This is a genomic window from Mangrovicoccus algicola (genome assembly GCF_014903745.1).
Lineage (GTDB): Bacteria > Pseudomonadota > Alphaproteobacteria > Rhodobacterales > Rhodobacteraceae > Mangrovicoccus > Mangrovicoccus algicola.
Map to the genome: position 1 here is coordinate 15,741 of NZ_JACVXA010000061.1, position 12,851 is coordinate 28,591.

Here is a 12,851-nt window from a genome sequence, read left to right on the forward strand (position 1 = left end):
GGGGGCAATGAATGCTCGGCTCCGGGTCCTGCGCCATCGGGCAGTGAGGATGTTCTAGCCGCGGCCCGTGGCGGCACCACAGCGCGCGGCGGGCGCTTTGCAGGTGTTTTGATGGCGCAAATGCGGCAGGCGGCTCAGGCGCCGCCCGCCTCCAGGAAGACCCGGGCGGCAGCCTCGAACTCGCGCGGCTTCTCGGCATGCAGCCAGTGGCCGGCCCCGGGGATCTTCACGAAGCGCGCCTTGGGAAACAGGGCCTTGATGGCCGGGCGGGCGTCGGGCGTGACATAGTCCGAACCGCCCCCCGACAGGAACAGGGCCGGGCCGTCGAAGCGGCCCGCGAGCGCCGGGAAATCCATGATGCGGCCCATCTCCTCGGCCAGCAGGTCGAGATTGAGCCGCCAGCGCCTCTGCTGCAGGTCGAGGCTTTGCAGCAGGAAGGCGCGGATCTGCAACTCGGGGACGCGCTCGCGCAGCTGCCGGTCGGCATCGCTGCGCGTCGCGACGGCCTGCAGGTCGACGCTGCGCATCGCCTCGATATACGGCATCTGGGTGTGACCATATCTGACCGGCGCGATATCCGCGACGATCAGGCGGTTGACCAGCTCGGGCCGCGTCACGGCCAGCACCATCGCCGCCTTGCCGCCCATGGAATGGCCCAGCACGTCGGCGCGTCCGCCCACCCCCTCGATCACCTCGGCCAGATCGCCCGCCATGTCGGGATAGCCGTGGCTGTCGGTCCAGGGGCTTTCGCCGTGATTGCGCTGGTCGACCACGAGAACCGGCCGGGCATCGGCCAGCCGCTTGGCGATGACGCCCCAGTTGCGCGCCGATCCGAAAAGCCCGTGCACGATCACCAGCGGCGTGCCCGGCTTGTCCATGCCGTGGCTGAGAATGTTGAGCATGGCGGTCCCCTTGCTGCCTGGAGGCGGTATTGCGGCCCCCCGGCAACAGGTCAAGGCCCCCGCGGCGCGCTGCGGCGACAAGCGGCCGGGACCATGGCAGGCTGCATCCCGGAGGTATGGACCCATGCAGGACAGGATCCGCGATATGTCGGCCGCTCTGTCGGGCGAGCTTCAGGCCAGGCTGGGCCTGGCCGAGGGCGCGCTGGCGGTGCAGCTGTCGCGCCTCGGGCGGCGGGTGCCGCGCGGGGTGCGCCATGCGCTGGAGGAGGTGGCGGAGGCCGAACGGCTGGCCGCCAATCCCCGCTTGCTGCCGCGGATCGATCCGCAGCGCCTGGAGGCGGCGCATCGGCGTGCGCTGAGCTGGCTGAAGGCGCTGGACCCGGCCGCCCGCCGCGCCCAGCGGCGCCGGGCGCTGGCGGCGGAAGTGGCGCTCAACCTCGGGCTGGGCACGGCCGCGGTGATCGCGGCGCTGGCGCTGGCGGGGCGCATCGGGCCGGGCGCGGGCTGAGCCCGGCTCAGACCCAGTCGATGGCGGCCAGGTCGGCCGCGCTCAGGTGGACCCAGTGCAGGGTCACGCTGTCGGCGCCGTCGGGGCCGTAGCGCAGCACCGTGTCGAACCCGTCATGCTCCATCACCAGCGGATCGCCGGTCTGCAGGAACCGCAGCCTGTCCTCGCCGGGGTTGAAATCGGTGATGATGTCGTTGCCCTGCGGGGCCCGGGCGAAGACGAAGACATCGGCCCCGGCGCCGCCGGTCAGGATGTCATGGCCGGTATCGCCCTGGATCAGGTCGTCGCCGTCGCCGCCATCGAGCAGGTCGTTGCCCGAACCGCCGCGCAGCGTGTCCCGGCCATCGCCGCCCAGAAGCGTATCCCGCCCCTGGTTGCCCTGGATCAGGTCGTCATCGCCGCCCCCGTCGATCAGGTCATGGCCGAGACGGCCATAGAGCCGGTCGTCGTCCCAGCCGCCATGGATCGTGTCATGCCCGCGATCCCCCGAGATCGTGTCGCGCCCGTGCCCGCCGGACAGGATGTCGTCGCCCGTGCCGCCGCGCAGCAGATCCGCGCCCCAGGAGCCTTCCAGGCTGTCATCGCCGGCGCCGCCCATCAGGCTGTCCTCGCCCCAGCCGCCCAGAAGCGTGTCATTGCCCGTTCCGCCCGCGATGCGGTCATTGCCGTCGCGCCCGTCGATCAGGTCGGCGGCGGCATCGCCGGTCAGGCGGTCATGGCGTGCGGTCCCGAAGACGGTGCCCTCCGCGGCATCCCCCGCCAGCAGATCCGCCAGCGACGGCGCCGTCGCGACGGGGCGCGGCGCAGGAAGGACGGATACCTGCGGAATGGCGGCAGGAATGACGAAGGGGACCGACTGCCAGTCGATGGAGGCTTCGCGAAGATCGGACATGAACAGCAACCTTTCCTATGTTCGAAGCGGACTTGGCCCCCACAACCTAAGACGCCCGTTTTCGAGGTTGCTTATGCATCCCGAGGTATCAACAAGATCTGAATTTTTGCCGGAACGGCGGAAAAAATCGTGATTATACAATGTGTTAGTGGGTTTGTCCGAAAAGGGGCGAAATTCCGGCCGCTCCGCGTCGGGGGCGGGGCGGCAAACGAAAACGGGCCCCCGGAGGGGCCCGAAACGCGCGGCATGCCGCATTTCCGCCGGGATCAGAGCCCCTGGTAGATCGGGAAGCGGGCGCAGAGTTCCGCCACTTTTGCCTTCACCGCGGCCTCGACCTCGCCATTGCCGTCCTCGCCATTGGCGGCCAGGCCATCCACGACCTCGACGATCAGGTCGCCGATCAGGCGGAATTCGGCCTCGGCGAATCCGCGGGTGGTCCCGGCAGGCGAGCCCAGGCGCACGCCCGAGGTGACCATCGGCTTCTCGGGGTCGAAGGGGACGCCGTTCTTGTTGCAGGTGATATGCGCGCGGCCCAGAGCCTTCTCGGTGGCGTTGCCCTTCACGCCCTTGGGACGCAGGTCGACCAGGACGACATGGGTGTCGGTGCCGTGGGTGACGGTGTCGAGCCCGCCCTTCATCAGCTGCTCGGCCAGGGCCTGGGCGTTCTTCACGACCTGCTCGGCATAGGTCTTGAATTCGGGGCGCAGCGCCTCGCCGAAGGCCACGGCCTTGGCGGCGATGACATGCATCAGCGGCCCGCCCTGGATGCCCGGGAAGATCGCGGAATTGACCTTCTTGGCGATGGCCTCGTCATTGGTCAGGATCATCCCGCCGCGCGGACCGCGCAGGGTCTTGTGCGTGGTGGTGGTGGCCACGTCGGCATGGGGGAAGGGCGAGGGATGCGCGCCGCCCGCGACGAGCCCGGCGAAATGCGCCATGTCGACCATCAGGTAGGCGCCGACGCTGTCGGCGATCTCGCGCATCTTCGCGAAGTCGATCTGGCGCGGGATGGCCGAACCGCCGGCGATCAGCAGCTTCGGCTTGTGCTCGGTGGCCAGCGCCTGGACCTCGTCATAGTCGATGGTCTGCGTCTGGCGGTTGACGCCGTACTGCACCGCGTTGAACCACTTGCCCGACTGGTTCGGCTTGGCGCCATGGGTCAGGTGGCCGCCCGCGTCGAGGCTCATGCCCAGGATCGTGTCGCCGGGCTGGATCAGCGCCTGGAACACGCCCTGGTTGGCCTGCGACCCGGAATTGGGCTGCACGTTGGCGAAATCGCAGCCGAAGAGCTGCTTCGCCCGGTCGATCGCCAGGTTCTCGGCGATGTCGACATACTGGCAGCCGCCGTAATAGCGCCGCCCCGGATAGCCTTCGGCATATTTGTTGGTCATCACCGAGCCCTGCGCTTCCATCACGGCGCGCGAGACGATGTTTTCCGACGCGATCAGTTCGATCTCGTCGCGCTGGCGGCCCAGTTCCCTGGTGATGGCGCCGAACAGGTCGGGGTCACGGTCGGCGAGGGCTTCGGTGAAAAACCCCTGGTCGCGATGCGGTGCATTCATGGTCGTCTCTCCGTGCTGCGATGGGCTCGGGCTGGTTGGGATGCGCGTCTTTAGCCCCGTTCCGCGCCGGAGCAAAGCCCCCCAGGGGCAAATCGTCCTGATCGGGGGGGCATGCCGGGCGGGGCCTTGAGTTTCGTCCGGGCAGGGGCCAAGAGATTCAGGCAGGACAGACCGGGGGCAAGCGTGACGAAGGATCTGAAAATCGCGTTCCGCGCCAGCACATCGCCGGTCGCCCAGGCGGCCCTGCAGGAGCTGTCGCGCTTCTACGGCAACGCGCCCCTGGAGCGCGCCGATGTGGTGGTCGCGCTCGGCGGCGACGGGTTCATGCTGACCACGCTGCACGAGACCGAGGGGCTGGGGCTGCCGGTCTATGGCATGAATCGCGGCACGGTCGGGTTCCTGATGAACGAATTCTCGGTGATCAACCTGATCGAGCGCGTGTCGCGCGCGGCCGAGGAGGATATTAACCCGCTGGAGATGCGCGCCGTCGACGAGGCCGGGCAGGAACATCGCCGGCTGGCGATCAACGAGGTGTCGCTGCTGCGCGCGGGCCCGCAGGCGGCCAAGCTGCGCATCCTGATCGACGGGCGCGAAAGGCTGGACGAGCTGGTCTGCGACGGCGCGCTGGTGGCGACCCCGGCCGGGTCCACCGCCTACAACTATTCCGCCCATGGCCCGATCCTGCCCATAGGGGCGGATGTGCTGGCGCTGACCGGCATGTCGGCCTTCCGGCCGCGGCGCTGGCGCGGGGCGCTCCTGCCCAAGACGGCACATGTGCGTTTCGAGGTTCTGGAGATCGCCAAGCGCCCGGTCATGGCCGATGCCGACAGCCGCCAGGTGCGCAATGTCGTCTCCGTCGATATCCGCAGCCGCGGCGACATCACCCACCGGCTGCTCTTCGATCCCGGCCACGGGCTGGAGGAACGCCTGCTGCGCGAACAGTTCGTCTGAGCCGCGCCGGGATCGCGCAGGGGGGGCGCGACCCCGGGGCGGATTGGCATCTGTTAAGCTTCCCGCGCTAGTCTGGGGCCATCTGCCTGCCGAAGGAGCCGCCGCTTGCCCGTACCGACGATGATCCGTTCCTGCCTTGCCGTCCTCCTTCTGTGCCTGGCGGGGCTGCCGCTGCGCGCCGAAGGCTGGAGCTATCTCTCGGGCGGCCCGGGCGGACAGAGGGCGGCGGCGACGTGCGAACTGGCCGAGGGCGGGCTGTTCTGCCTGTCCCTGACCTGTTCGGACCGCCAGGAGCTGGGCTTCGCGCTGCAATTCCCCATCCCTGTGCCGCAGCCGGTGGAGGGCGGGATTTCGGTCGACGGCGCCCCAGCCGTGGCGCTGCGTTTCGAAAGGCCCGTCACCGTCGGCGGTCCGGCAGTGGCCCCCTGGTCGGCGGAGCGCGATCTGGCGCTGGTGGAGGCGCTGCGCCGCGGCCAGCGCGCGGTGCTGCGCTATGATTCCGGGTCCGGTGCGCGCGAACAGGTCTTCTCGCTGGCGGGATCGGCCCGCGCGATGGGGCAGGTGATGGCGGCCTGTCCCGCCCCGGCCGCCGCCGGGATGCCGGCGCGGGGCGATGCGGCGCCCGCCGTGCCGCCCGGCTCGCCGCTGGCCTATGCCGCCGCCCGGATGGAGCCGCTATGCGCCGCCGCGGGCCAGCCCTTCGATCCCGCAGCCGGGCTGATCGTCCCGACCGATCTGGACCGGGACGGGCAGCCGGATGCGGTGATCGACTGGGGGCGGGGAGGGTGCGGCACCCGGGCAGGGTTCTGCCGCGGGGAGGATTGCGAGATGACTTTCCTGCACAATCGCGGCGCGGCGGGATATGTCCCGATCCTTACCGTCGCCGGGCAGGACCATGAGGTGGTGACGGTGGAGGGGTTCGATCCGAACCTGACCATCCGGGCCGCGGCCTCGGATTGCGGACGCAGCGAAGGGCCGGATTGCGCGGTGATCTACGCGATCCGTCCCGGCGGGATGCCCGAGCTGATCGGCCGGTTCTGACGCAAGGCCCCGCGCCGCCGCCCGGCTGCCGCCGCAGGCGGCTTGCCGGGTCGGCCATCGCGGCATCGCGCTGCGGCCGCGGCAGCCGGTGCCGCGCAGGCTCCGGAGGCCGGGCTATCCGCGCGGGCGACGGGTCGGCGGATCAATGTGGCGGATCATTCACGACTGGCAAGCGGCATCCGCGCGCGCGGGTACTCGGCAGCGCGGAGCTTTGCGGGAGAGCCCGCCAGATCGGGCTGCGGCATGGTCGCGGCCGGTCGAAGGGGGGGCGCCATCCGGGGACGTGCCGCGCCTGCTGCCCGGTTCCGGCCAGGCTTGGGCGCCCGGGGATCCCTCTGCGCGCCCCGGCCCGAAACGGCGGCGCGCCCTGCGACGGCCATCCGCCGGGGGCGCCTCCGCGAAAAGCGGTGATCGGGCCCGAATGCGGCTGCGACGATCCGGGCCCCCCGCCAGTTCCGCATCCAGCCTGCAGGGCGGGCGGTCCGCCTTTCCCCGGGGGACGCCGCCCCGGGGAAAGGCGGACCGCCCGGCCCCGACCAGCGGGAAGGGGCCTCAGCCGTACTGGGCGACCGGGGTCCCCGCGATGGCCGCCATGTTCAGCAGCCCGCGCGCGGTGATGGCGGGGGTCACGACATGGGCGCGGTTGCCCATCCCCATCAGGATCGGCCCGATCTCCAGCCCGTTGGCGCGGGCCTTCAGCACGTTCTTCACCGCCAGCGCGGAATCGGTGGAGGAGAAGACGAGGACATTCGCCGCCCCCTTCAGCCGTGCCGATCCCGGCTGCAGCACGCGGTCGCGCACCCGGGGATCGAGCGCGGCATCGACATGCATCTCGCCGTCATACATGAAATCGCGATAGCCGTGGTTGAGGATGTCCATGGCGCCGCGCATCACCTCGCCGGAGCGGTTCGACAGGTTGCCGAACTGGCTGTCGGAACACAGCGCGATCTTGGGTTCCAGCCCGAAGCGGCGGACATGGCGGGCGCAGGCGACCACCGTCTTGGCGACCTGTTCGGGGCTGGGATCGGGGTTCACATGCCCGTCGGCAATGAAGAGCGGTCCGTCCTCGAGGATCATCATCGACATGGACCCGGCAGGTTTCAGCGTGTCCGTGCCCAGCACCTGGGTGACGTAGTTGAGGTGCCACAGATACTGGCCGGAGGTGCCGCAGATCACCGAATCCGCCTCGCCGCGGCGCACCATCACCGCCGCGATGGCGGTGTTGTTGGTGCGCATGATGGCCTGCGCCATGGTGGGCGTGACGCCCCGGCGTTCCATCACCGACAGGTATTCCGTCCAGTAGTCGCGGAAGCGGATGTCGGATTCGGGGTTGGTGACGGGGATGTTCTCGTTCGAGCGCAGGTCGATGCCCAGCCTTTTGCAGCGCGCGTCGATCACGTCCGGCCGGCCCACGAGGATCGGCATCTCCGTGGTTTCCTCGATCACCGCCTGCGCGGCGCGCAGCACGCGCTCGCTCTCGCCCTCGGCGAAGACGATCTTGCGGTTCGTCGCGCGGGCGGCCTCGAAGACCGGGCGCATCAGGAAGGCCGAGCGGATGACCGATCCCTCGAGCTTGCGCTTGTAGGCCTGGATCGAGGGCAGCGGCCGTTTCGCCACGCCCGATTCCATCGCCGCCTCGGCCACGGCGCCGGCCACGACGGAAATCAGCCGCGGATCGAAGGGCTTGGGGATCAGGTAGTCGGTGCCGAAGGTCAGCTGTTCGCCGGAATAGGCGGCCGCCGCCTCGGCGCTGGTGGTCTTGCGCGCCAGTTCCGCGATCCCGTCGATGCAGGCCAGCTGCATCGCGTCGTTGATCTCGGTGGCGCCGACATCCAGGGCGCCGCGGAAGATGAAGGGAAAGCACAGGACGTTGTTGACCTGGTTGGGGAAATCCGAGCGCCCGGTGGCGATGATCGCATCGGGGGCGACCTTGCGCACATCGTCGGGCATGATCTCGGGCGTGGGATTGGCCAGGGCGAAGACGATCGGCTTGGACGCCATCTTCTCCACCATGGAGGGTTTCAGGACACCGGGGCCCGACAGGCCGAGGAACAGGTCCGCCCCCTCGATCACCTCGTCGAGCGTGCGCAGGTCGCTGTCCTGGGCATAGGCTTCCTTCTGGTCGGTCATCTCCTCGGTGCGGCCCTTGTGGACCAGCCCCTTGATGTCGCACAGCCAGACATTCTCGCGCTTGACGCCCATCTTCAGCAGCATGTTGAGGCAGGCGATGCCCGCCGCCCCGCCGCCGGTGGAGACCACCTTGATCTGGCCCGGGGTCTTGCCCGCGAGGTGCAGCGCGTTCTTGGCCGCCGCGCCCACCACGATGGCGGTGCCGTGCTGGTCGTCATGGAAGACCGGGATGTTCATCTTCTCGCGGCAGATCTTCTCCACCACGAAACAGTCGGGCGCCTTGATGTCCTCGAGGTTGATCGCCCCGAAGGTCGGCTCCAGCGCGCAGACGATCTCGGCCAGCTTCTCGGGGTCGGATTCGTTCACCTCGATGTCGAAACAGTCGATATTGGCGAATTTCTTGAACAGGACCGCCTTGCCTTCCATCACCGGCTTGGAGGCCAGCGCGCCGATATTGCCCAGCCCCAGCACCGCGGTGCCGTTCGACACCACCGCCACCAGGTTGCCGCGCGAGGTATAGCGCGACGCCGCCTCGGCATCCTTGCGGATCTCGATGCAGGCCTCGGCCACGCCGGGGGAATAGGCGCGGGCCAGGTCGCGGCCGTTGGCGAGGGGTTTCGTCGCGCGGATCTCCAGCTTCCCGGGTTTGGGGTGCTCGTGGTAGTCCAGCGACTGTTCGCGGAAATCGTCGGATTTAATGTCCGTCATGGCGCGGTTCATCCCCCAGAGGTCTTAGGCGCGGTGGTCGCCCGCTGGTTACGTCAACTGGCGGCCCAAGAACAGGGGACAATTTTCAGGGACCCTGCCAGGCGGCTTGCATCCGGGGGCGCGGGGTTCCAGTGTCGGGGCAGGGCCGCGGCAGGGACGGGGCCCGCGACTGGAAGTGGAGCATACCGGCGATGAGTCTCAGGGACGCGGCCCTTTTCGTGCGCGAACGCGCATATGCCCCGTATTCGGGCTTCAAGGTGGGCGCGGCGCTGCGCGGATCGGACGGGGCGGTCTATCGCGGGTGCAACGTGGAAAATGCCGCCTATCCCGAGGGGACCTGTGCCGAGGCCGGTGCGATCGCGGCCATGGTGGCGGCCGGGGTCACGCGGCTGACCGAGGTCTATGTCATCGCCGACGGCCCCCGCCCGGTGCCGCCCTGCGGGGGCTGCCGCCAGAAGCTGGCCGAATTCGCCGATCCCGGCACGCCGGTGACGCTGGCGACCGTAACGGGCGAGGAGACGGTCACCACGGTGGGGGCGCTCCTGCCCGGGGCCTTCCTGTCCTCCGACATGGGATGACGGCGATGGAGCCGCGCGCCCTTCTCAACCGGCTGCGCCAGGGCCTTCCCCTTTCCGAGACCGACCTGCGCGGCTTCGCGCAGGGCCTGGCCACGGGCGAGGTCAGCGATGCCCAGGGCGCGGCCTTCGCCATGGCGGTCTGCAGGGGCGGGCTGTCGGATGCCGAGACCGCCGCCCTGACCCGCGCCATGCGCGACAGCGGCGAGGTGCTGCACTGGGACCTGCCGGGCCCGGTCCTGGACAAGCATTCCACCGGCGGGATCGGCGATGCCGTGTCGCTGGTGCTGGCGCCGGTCCTGGCGGCGATGGGCTGCTATGTGCCGATGCTCTCGGGGCGGGGGCTGGGCCATACCGGCGGCACGCTCGACAAGCTGGAGACCTTCCGCGGCGTGCGCACCGAGATCGACACGCCCAGGCTGAAGCGCATCATCGGGCGCATCGGCTGCGCCATCGTCGCGGCCAGCCCCGGCATCGCGCCCGCCGACCGCAAACTCTACGCGCTGCGGGACCATACCTCGACGGTGGAAAGCCGGGCGCTGATCGTGGCCTCGATCCTGTCGAAGAAACTGGCCGCCGGGGCGGAGGCGCTGATCCTCGACGTCAAGGGCGGCTCGGGCGCCTTCATGCGCAGCCGCGAGGAGGCGGAGGAACTGGCCCGCGCCCTGGTCGCGGTGGCGCAGGCGGCGGGCTGTCCGACCCGGGCGATCATCACCGACATGAACCAGCCGGTCTGCCCGGCAGTGGGCAATGCGGTGGAGCTGGCCGAGGTGCATCGCGTCCTGACCGATCCCAAGCCGGAACAGCGGCTGTGCCGCATGGTGCTGGCGCTGGCGGGGGAGCTGACCGCGCTGGCGGGGGTCCATGCCTCGCCCGAGGAGGGCGGGCGCGCCGCGCTGGACGTGCTGAGTTCGGGCAGGGCGGCGGACAAGTTCGCCCATATGGTGGCCGAGCTGGGCGGGCCGATCGACGTGCTGGACGGGGCCTTCGGCGACTACCTGCCGAAGGCGCCGGTGCAGCGCGCGGTCTTTGCCGACATGCCGGGCAACGTCACCGCCATCGACGGGCTGGCTCTGGGCGAGCTGGTCGTGCGGCTGGGCGGCGGGCGGCGCCATCCGGGCGATGCGGTCGACCATTCGGTGGGCCTGTCGCAGGTCGCCTCGATCGGCGAGCGGGTGGACCAGGGGCGGCCGCTGGCGATCGTCCATGCCGCCGACAATGCCGGGGCGGCCGAGGCCGCGCGGGTGCTGCGCCGCGCCATGAGCATCGGCGAGGAGGCGATCCTGCCGCCGCTGATCCACGGAAGGATCGACGCATGAGCCGCGCTTTCCTGGTGGTCCTCGACAGCGCCGGCATCGGCGGAGCGCCCGACGCGGAGGCCTTCGGCGATGCCGGGGCCGACACGCTGGGCCATATCGCGGCGGCCTGCGCGGCGCAACGGGCCGAGGAGGGGCGCAGCGGCCCGCTGGAGCTGCCGAACCTCGCGCGGCTGGGGCTGGCCCGGGCGATGCAACTGGCCACGGGGAGCGATCCTGCGGGAACCGCGCATTGGCCTGCCCCCGACCGGGGCGCCTTCTGGGCGGCGGCCAGCGAGCGAAGCCGCGGCAAGGACACGCCGTCGGGCCATTGGGAACTGGCCGGGCTGCCGGTGCCCTTCGACTGGACCTTCTACCCCGATGCCGACCCGGCCTTTCCGCCGGAGGATCTGGCGCTGGTGCGCGAGATCGCGGGGGTGGAGGGCACGCTGTGCAACACCCATGGCTCGGGCACCGATGTGCTGGCGCGCCACGGGGCCGCGCATATGCGCAGCGGCTGGCCGATCTGCTATACCTCGGCCGACAGCGTCTTCCAGATCGCCGCGCATGAGGACAGCTTCGGGCTCGACCGGCTGCTGGATCTCTGCGAGAGGCTGGCGCCGCATCTGCACCGCAAGCGTGTCGGCCGGGTCATCGCGCGCCCCTTCCTGGGCAGTCCCGAGACCGGTTTCGCCCGCACCGGCAACCGTCGCGACTATGCCGTGCCGCCGCCGGAACCCACGCTGTGCAACCGGGTGCAGGCGGCCGGGCGCGAGGTGCGCGCCATCGGCAAGATCCGCGACATCTTCGCCGGATCGGGCATCACCTCGGTGAAGAAGGGCGCCGATGCCGAGCTGATGGAGCATCTGCTGGACGACCTGCGCGACGCGCCCGATGGCAGCCTGACCTTCGCCAATTTCGTCGAGTTCGACAGTCTCTGGGGCCATCGCCGCGACGTGGCGGGCTATGCCCGCGCGCTGGAATGGTTCGATGCGCAGGTGCCGCGGCTCTTGGCGGCGCTGCGCCCCGGCGACCTGATCCTCTTCACCGCCGATCACGGCAACGACCCGACCTGGCCGGGCACCGACCATACCCGCGAACGCGTGCCGGTGCTGGGCCGCGGCCTTGTGCCCGGCGGCAAGGGGCATTGCGCTTTTGTGGATGTCGCCGCCACCGTGGCGTGCCATCTCGGCCTCGATGACACCGGACCCGGAACGCCCCTGACATGAAATCCCTCCCCAAGGCCGAGCTTCACCTGCATCTCGAAGGCGCGGCGCCGCCCGCCTTCATCGCCGGGCTTGCCCGCCAGAAGAAGATCGACATCGCCCGCGTCTTCGACGAGCGGGGCGATTACGCCTTCGACGACTTCCCGCATTTCCTCGAGGTCTACGAGGCGGCCACCTCGGTGCTGAAGACGCCGGAGGATTACGCCCGGCTGGTCACCGCCGTGGCGGGCGAGCTGGCCGAGCAGGGCGTCGTCTATGCCGAGACCTTCCTCAGCCCGGATTTCTGCGGCGGCGGCGACGTGTCGGCCTGGCGCGACTATGTGGCCGCGATGCAGGAGGCGGCGCTGGCCGCCGAGGCGCAGGGCGGCCCGATCCTGCGCGGCGTGGTGACCTGCATCCGCCATTTCGGCCCCGACAGGGCCAGGCGCGCCGCGCTCTGCGCCGCCGAGACGATGGGCGATTTCATCACCGGCTACGGCATTGCCGGGAACGAGATGATGGGCCGCCCCAAGGATTTCGCCTGGAGCTTCGATCTGGCGCGCGAGGCCGGGCTGGGCCTGACTGCCCATGCGGGCGAATGGGGCGGGCCGGTCTCGGTGCGCGAGGCGGTGGAGGATCTGCGCGTCACCCGCATCGGTCACGGGGTGCGCGCGATCGAGGACCTGGCGCTGGTCGACCGGCTGGCCGAGGACGGCATCGTGCTGGAGGTCTGCCCGGGATCGAATATCGCGCTGGGGCTCTATCCGCGCTGGGACCGCCACCCGATCTGCCAGCTCTGGGAACGCGGCGTGAAGGTCACCGTCTCGACCGACGATCCGCCCTTCTTCCACACGACGCTGTCGGACGAATACGACCGGCTGGCCCAGGCCTTCGGCTGGGACGAGGAGGTCCTTGCCGGGCTCAACCGCGTGGCGGCCGAGGCGGCCTTCTGCGATGCCCCGACGCGCGAGCGGGTGCTGGCGCGGCTGGGCGGGACCGGATGAGGCGCGCCGTCGCCCTTCTGCTGCTGGGGCTGCTGGCGGGCGGGGCCTCGGCGCAGCCCGCCCCGGGCACGCGGGCGG

At 70.3% G+C, this 12,851-nt stretch carries 11 protein-coding genes; 7 read left to right on the forward strand and 4 right to left on the reverse strand.

What is annotated here, in order from left to right:
• Positions 1-134: 134 nt before the first annotated feature.
• Positions 135-902, reverse strand: a complete 768-nt coding sequence (locus ICN82_RS16790) for an alpha/beta fold hydrolase (protein ID WP_193185032.1) — start codon at positions 900-902, stop codon at positions 135-137.
• 145 nt (positions 903-1,047) lie between these two features.
• Here ICN82_RS16790 and ICN82_RS16795 point away from each other — a divergent pair, with 145 nt between their 5' ends.
• A complete protein-coding gene (locus ICN82_RS16795; protein WP_193185033.1) occupies positions 1,048-1,410 on the forward strand; it encodes a hypothetical protein in 363 nt (120 codons plus the stop codon).
• A gap of 7 nt (positions 1,411-1,417) precedes the next feature.
• Here ICN82_RS16795 and ICN82_RS16800 read toward each other — a convergent pair whose 3' ends face one another.
• Together ICN82_RS16800 and glyA are read right to left on the reverse strand one after the other, a co-directional pair.
• Positions 1,418-2,302: a calcium-binding protein gene (locus ICN82_RS16800; RefSeq protein WP_193185034.1), complete on the reverse strand. Its 885-nt coding sequence runs from the start codon at positions 2,300-2,302 to the stop codon at positions 1,418-1,420.
• Between the two features lie 266 nt (positions 2,303-2,568).
• Positions 2,569-3,864, reverse strand: a complete 1,296-nt coding sequence (glyA, locus tag ICN82_RS16805; protein WP_193185035.1) for a serine hydroxymethyltransferase — start codon at positions 3,862-3,864, stop codon at positions 2,569-2,571.
• Between the two features lie 183 nt (positions 3,865-4,047).
• On the opposite strand from glyA, the gene ICN82_RS16810 reads away from it, so the two are divergent.
• Both ICN82_RS16810 and ICN82_RS16815 read left to right on the forward strand, forming a co-directional pair.
• Positions 4,048-4,815, forward strand: coding sequence for an NAD kinase (locus tag ICN82_RS16810; RefSeq protein ID WP_330999027.1), 768 nt, complete (start codon positions 4,048-4,050; stop codon positions 4,813-4,815).
• A gap of 105 nt (positions 4,816-4,920) precedes the next feature.
• Positions 4,921-5,856 carry a hypothetical protein gene (locus ICN82_RS16815; RefSeq protein ID WP_193185037.1) on the forward strand — a complete coding sequence of 312 codons (936 nt, stop codon included), beginning with the start codon at positions 4,921-4,923 and terminating at the stop codon, positions 5,854-5,856.
• Positions 5,857-6,408: 552 nt separating this feature from the next.
• Here ICN82_RS16815 and ICN82_RS16820 read toward each other — a convergent pair.
• Positions 6,409-8,694, reverse strand: a complete 2,286-nt coding sequence (locus ICN82_RS16820; RefSeq protein WP_193185038.1) for an NADP-dependent malic enzyme — start codon at positions 8,692-8,694, stop codon at positions 6,409-6,411.
• Positions 8,695-8,885: 191 nt separating this feature from the next.
• Here ICN82_RS16820 and ICN82_RS16825 point away from each other — a divergent pair, with 191 nt between their 5' ends.
• Genes ICN82_RS16825 through ICN82_RS16840 form a run of 4 tightly spaced genes read left to right on the forward strand, consistent with a single transcriptional unit; the run spans position 8,886 to position 12,773 of the window.
• Complete coding sequence (locus tag ICN82_RS16825; protein WP_193185039.1) at positions 8,886-9,272, forward strand: cytidine deaminase; 387 nt, start codon at positions 8,886-8,888, stop codon at positions 9,270-9,272.
• A 5-nt stretch (positions 9,273-9,277) separates the two neighbouring features.
• A complete protein-coding gene (locus ICN82_RS16830) occupies positions 9,278-10,588 on the forward strand; it encodes a thymidine phosphorylase (RefSeq protein ID WP_193185040.1) in 1,311 nt (436 codons plus the stop codon).
• The gene (locus ICN82_RS16835; protein WP_193185041.1) at positions 10,585-11,793 is read left to right on the forward strand and encodes a phosphopentomutase; all 1,209 of its coding nucleotides are present in this window, start codon (positions 10,585-10,587) and stop codon (positions 11,791-11,793) included. Before ICN82_RS16830 ends, ICN82_RS16835 begins: the two co-directional genes overlap by 4 nt.
• A complete protein-coding gene (locus ICN82_RS16840; protein ID WP_193185043.1) occupies positions 11,790-12,773 on the forward strand; it encodes an adenosine deaminase in 984 nt (327 codons plus the stop codon). Before ICN82_RS16835 ends, ICN82_RS16840 begins: the two co-directional genes overlap by 4 nt.
• Positions 12,774-12,851 lie beyond the last annotated feature (78 nt).

What these genes read in the sequence shown, in the direction of transcription:
- ICN82_RS16830 (WP_193185040.1), top strand. Translation starts at nt 9,278, where the DNA reads ATGGAGCCGCGCGCCCTTCTCAACCGGCTGCGCCAGGGCCTTCCCCTT.
- ICN82_RS16800 (WP_193185034.1), bottom strand. Translation starts at nt 2,302, where the DNA reads ATGTCCGATCTTCGCGAAGCCTCCATCGACTGGCAGTCGGTCCCCTTC.
- ICN82_RS16825 (WP_193185039.1), top strand. Translation starts at nt 8,886, where the DNA reads ATGAGTCTCAGGGACGCGGCCCTTTTCGTGCGCGAACGCGCATATGCC.
- ICN82_RS16835 (WP_193185041.1), top strand. Translation starts at nt 10,585, where the DNA reads ATGAGCCGCGCTTTCCTGGTGGTCCTCGACAGCGCCGGCATCGGCGGA.
- glyA (WP_193185035.1), bottom strand. Translation starts at nt 3,864, where the DNA reads ATGAATGCACCGCATCGCGACCAGGGGTTTTTCACCGAAGCCCTCGCC.
- ICN82_RS16790 (WP_193185032.1), bottom strand. Translation starts at nt 902, where the DNA reads ATGCTCAACATTCTCAGCCACGGCATGGACAAGCCGGGCACGCCGCTG.
- ICN82_RS16840 (WP_193185043.1), top strand. Translation starts at nt 11,790, where the DNA reads ATGAAATCCCTCCCCAAGGCCGAGCTTCACCTGCATCTCGAAGGCGCG.
- ICN82_RS16820 (WP_193185038.1), bottom strand. Translation starts at nt 8,694, where the DNA reads ATGACGGACATTAAATCCGACGATTTCCGCGAACAGTCGCTGGACTAC.
- ICN82_RS16795 (WP_193185033.1), top strand. Translation starts at nt 1,048, where the DNA reads ATGTCGGCCGCTCTGTCGGGCGAGCTTCAGGCCAGGCTGGGCCTGGCC.